Source organism: Anaerocolumna jejuensis DSM 15929 (genome assembly GCF_900142215.1).
Lineage (GTDB): Bacteria > Bacillota > Clostridia > Lachnospirales > Lachnospiraceae > Anaerocolumna > Anaerocolumna jejuensis.
Genome location: NZ_FRAC01000065.1, coordinates 1 through 3649 on the forward strand (window position 1 = coordinate 1; position 3649 = coordinate 3649).

At 29.0% G+C, this 3649-nt stretch carries 3 protein-coding genes; all 3 read left to right on the top strand.

The window, feature by feature from the left end; all coding sequences use genetic code 11:
- The first annotated feature begins 1081 nt into the window (after nt 1–1081).
- Genes BUB77_RS28935 through BUB77_RS28945 form a run of 3 tightly spaced genes read left to right on the top strand, consistent with a single transcriptional unit; the run spans nt 1082 to nt 3301 of the window.
- Entirely contained in the window at nt 1082–1843 is a 762-nt protein-coding gene (locus tag BUB77_RS28935) for a ParA family protein (RefSeq protein ID WP_073280632.1), read from the top strand.
- Between the two features lie 33 nt (nt 1844–1876).
- Nucleotides 1877–2776 carry a ParB/RepB/Spo0J family partition protein gene (locus BUB77_RS28940; RefSeq protein WP_073280633.1) on the top strand — a complete coding sequence of 300 codons (900 nt, stop codon included), beginning with the start codon at nt 1877–1879 and terminating at the stop codon, nt 2774–2776.
- Nucleotides 2777–2788: 12 nt separating this feature from the next.
- Entirely contained in the window at nt 2789–3301 is a 513-nt protein-coding gene (locus BUB77_RS28945) for a DUF4446 family protein (RefSeq protein ID WP_073280634.1), read from the top strand.
- Nucleotides 3302–3649: the final 348 nt, after the last annotated feature.

Sequence of the window (3649 nt, forward strand, 5' to 3'; positions counted from 1 at the left end):
ATAATAAGGGTAAGCCAATAATAAGGGTAAATCAATAATAAAGGTAAACTAATAATAAGGGTAAACAATAATAAGGGTAAACCAATAATGAAGTTTAACCTATAATAAAATTAAACTAGTAATGAAATTAAAATAATTATTTATTTGAATCAGTAATGTAATTGAATTTAAGTTATTTATATGAATGAACAAAGGTATCTCATAATAATATTACGTTTCTATAATTGTAATTATTAAATTATAGAAGGTGCATATTACCAAAAATGTATATCAGTAACATTGTGATATTCTAATATTCTCATCAGCATCTGTCAAACAATGATCAGTTCATCGATATTCTGTCGGATATGAAATCTGCCTTATAATCAATTATTTTTTCGAAGATTAGTATTATCAGAAGCTTATCTTATTTGTAAAATAACCAATGATAGTCTATCTCAAAAGAATTGATTTATCAATAAAGTATTTTATTAATAAAGGTCTTTTATAATTTATAATGTAGGTAAAACTAATCAGGTTTATTGATAATATACTTCATCATAAATTTGTAGTTGATTTTAGAAGATTATTAACTGCTTCATCTAAAACAAAAGCCTGCTTATCAAAAAAATTATTGTAATGACAAACTATCCGTGATAAGCTTTATCATCAAACTTTTCAAAGTTTAGTGTGGAGTATTGTCAACATTTAAAAAATACTGATATTGATACTACTATCAATATTTTTATAAATTAATAAAATATTTAAAGGAAAAACTTTTAAAATAATACGTTAATATTAGTGATTTTATGAATTTATAGATTGGCAAATTTCTATTCATATGTTTCACGTGAAACATTTACGTTATTGCAAAAGAAAAACTTAATATTAATACAAAAATAATATAAAAATGTCTTCAATAATATAGATAAATAAAACCATTAATGATATAATTGTAAAAGGCTTAGAAATTATGAAAGAGTTAATTATGAAAATATTTCCTAAGTTAGCAACTAAAACTAATAATATAGAGAAAGTGTTTGGCTGAATATTTATGGTACATATATTATGACATAGCGGAAATGTACTTTAGGAGGAAAAAATGGGACGAATAATAGCAGTAGCAAATCAAAAGGGAGGGGTTGGTAAGACAACTACAGCCATAAACCTCTCTGCATGTCTTGCTGAAAAAGGGAAAAAAGTACTTACCATTGATATTGATCCTCAAGGGAATACGTCAAGCGGACTTGGTATAAAAAAAGATGAATTAAATTATACCATTTATGATTTGATTATTGGGAATTGTAGTATTTCTGATTGCTTACTTGTAAATATATATGAAAATTTATCTTTACTTCCATCCAATGTTAATCTTGCAGGAGCTGAGATAGAGTTGATTGGAGTGGAAGAAAGAGAATTTATTTTAAAAAAGGAAATTGAACAAATTCGAAATAACTATGATTTTATAATAATTGATTGTCCTCCTTCTTTGAACACACTTACAATTAATGCAATGACAACTGCAGATACCATCCTGGTACCTATACAATGCGAATATTACGCCTTAGAGGGGCTATCACAATTAATACATACAATTAACCTGGTAAGACAAAGGTTAAATCCTAAGCTTGAAATTGAAGGTGTTGTATTTACAATGTTTGATGCCAGAACGAATCTTTCTCTGCAGGTAGTAGAAAATGTGAAGGAAAATCTAAAACAAAACATCTATAAGACAATAATTCCAAGAAATGTTCGGTTAGCGGAAGCACCAAGCCATGGACTTCCAATAAATATATATGACCCTAAGTCAGCAGGAGCGGAAGGTTATAAAGATTTGGCGGAGGAAGTAATCGATAAGAGATAAAAATAAGCATAAAAAATATGTTAGGAGAATTATATGGCTGTATCAAAAAAAGGTTTAGGAAAAGGGCTAGATTCTATGATTCCGGATAGGATGGAAAAGACTAAAACGGACGAAGTGATAAAGGACAAGCTGGATGTTTCACGTGAAACATTAATTCCGATTAATGAGATTGAACCTAATAAAAAACAACCAAGAAAGCATTTTGATGAAGATTCCCTTCAGGAATTAGCTGACTCTATAAAGCAGCATGGTGTTATCCAGCCGTTGATTGTACAGAAAAAGGATAAATATTTTGAAATTATAGCCGGTGAAAGAAGATGGAGAGCTGCCAAATTGGCAGGTCTTAAAATGGTTCCGGTAATAGTTAAGAATTATAGCTCCCAGGAAATTGTTGAGATTGCACTGATAGAGAATATACAGCGTGAAGATCTCAATCCCATTGAAGAGGCTTTGGCATATCAGAATTTAATCAAGGAATTCAACTTGAAACAGGATGAGGTTGCAGAAAAGGTATCAAAAAGCAGGACTGCTATTACCAATACTATGAGATTATTGAAGCTGGATTCAAGGGTACAGCAGATGCTTATAGATGATATGATATCCGGTGGCCATGCAAGAGCTCTATTGGCTATTGAAGATGAGGAGCTCCAGTACCAGGTTGCAATGAGAGTTTTTGATGGAAAATTAAGTGTCAGAGAGACTGAAAAACTTGTAAAGAAGATAATAAAGGAAGCAGAAGTAGCTAAAGAAGAGGTAGCAATATCAACGGAAAATTTAGCAGTATATAAAGATCTGGAGGAAAAAATAAAAAAAATAATGGGTACAAAGGTGTCCATAAAAAGAAAAGATAACGATAATGGAAGAATTGAAATAGAGTATTACTCTGTTGAAGAATTAGAAAGAATACTGGAATTATTTGAAACTATACATTAAAGGAGAACGACCATGTTACTAAGTGACTACATAAGTGATTATCTGGATTATATATTAATTGGAATGACAGCTATTATATTGATAATGTTTATATGTCTGATAATTTTATTTGTAAAGTCTCGTAAGTTAAAGAAAACTTATACGAAGTTTATGGAAGGGGCCGACGGTAAAAGCCTTGAAGTGCAATTCGAAGATAAGTTCAGGCAATTAGAAGATTTAAAGAAGGAAAGCAAGGAACATGCGGACCAAATAAAGAAAATTCTTGAGAACATATTAATTACTTATCAGAAAATAGGAATTGTTAAATACGATGCCTTTCAGGAAATGGGAGGTAAGTTAAGCTTTGTTTTAGCTATTCTAAATGATGAGAACGATGGGTTTTTATTAAATTCCATGCATTCCACCAGAGAAGGATGTTATACTTATATCAAAGAAATAATTAAAGGTGAATCATTTGTGGTGTTATCTTCTGAAGAAAAGTTAGCTCTTGAGGAAGCCAAAAAATCCAGGAACTTTATGGGATAAAAATAAAATAAATATTCTGCAATTAAGATATTAAGATAATATACAGTTAGAAGAAATATTTTAAATAAAGTAAAGAAGGTAATATAGATAGAAGTATAGAAGTAAGTATCAATTAAAATTAAAAGGTAGTATTAAAGAAATATAAAAGGTAATATAAAAAGAAATATAAAAGGTAATATAAAAATAATAAAAAAAGAAATATAAAGAGAAATAAAAAAGAGAAAAAAAAAAGAGAAATATAAAAGAGAAATATAAAAGAGAAATATAAAAGAGAAATATAAAAATAAATAGAGTTAGTATAACAAGAAGGCCGCCTTTCAAGGCGGCCTTCTTGTATAACACTTATCT

What these genes read in the sequence shown, in the direction of transcription:
- BUB77_RS28940 (WP_073280633.1), top strand. Translation starts at nt 1,877, where the DNA reads ATGGCTGTATCAAAAAAAGGTTTAGGAAAAGGGCTAGATTCTATGATT.
- BUB77_RS28935 (WP_073280632.1), top strand. Translation starts at nt 1,082, where the DNA reads ATGGGACGAATAATAGCAGTAGCAAATCAAAAGGGAGGGGTTGGTAAG.
- BUB77_RS28945 (WP_073280634.1), top strand. Translation starts at nt 2,789, where the DNA reads ATGTTACTAAGTGACTACATAAGTGATTATCTGGATTATATATTAATT.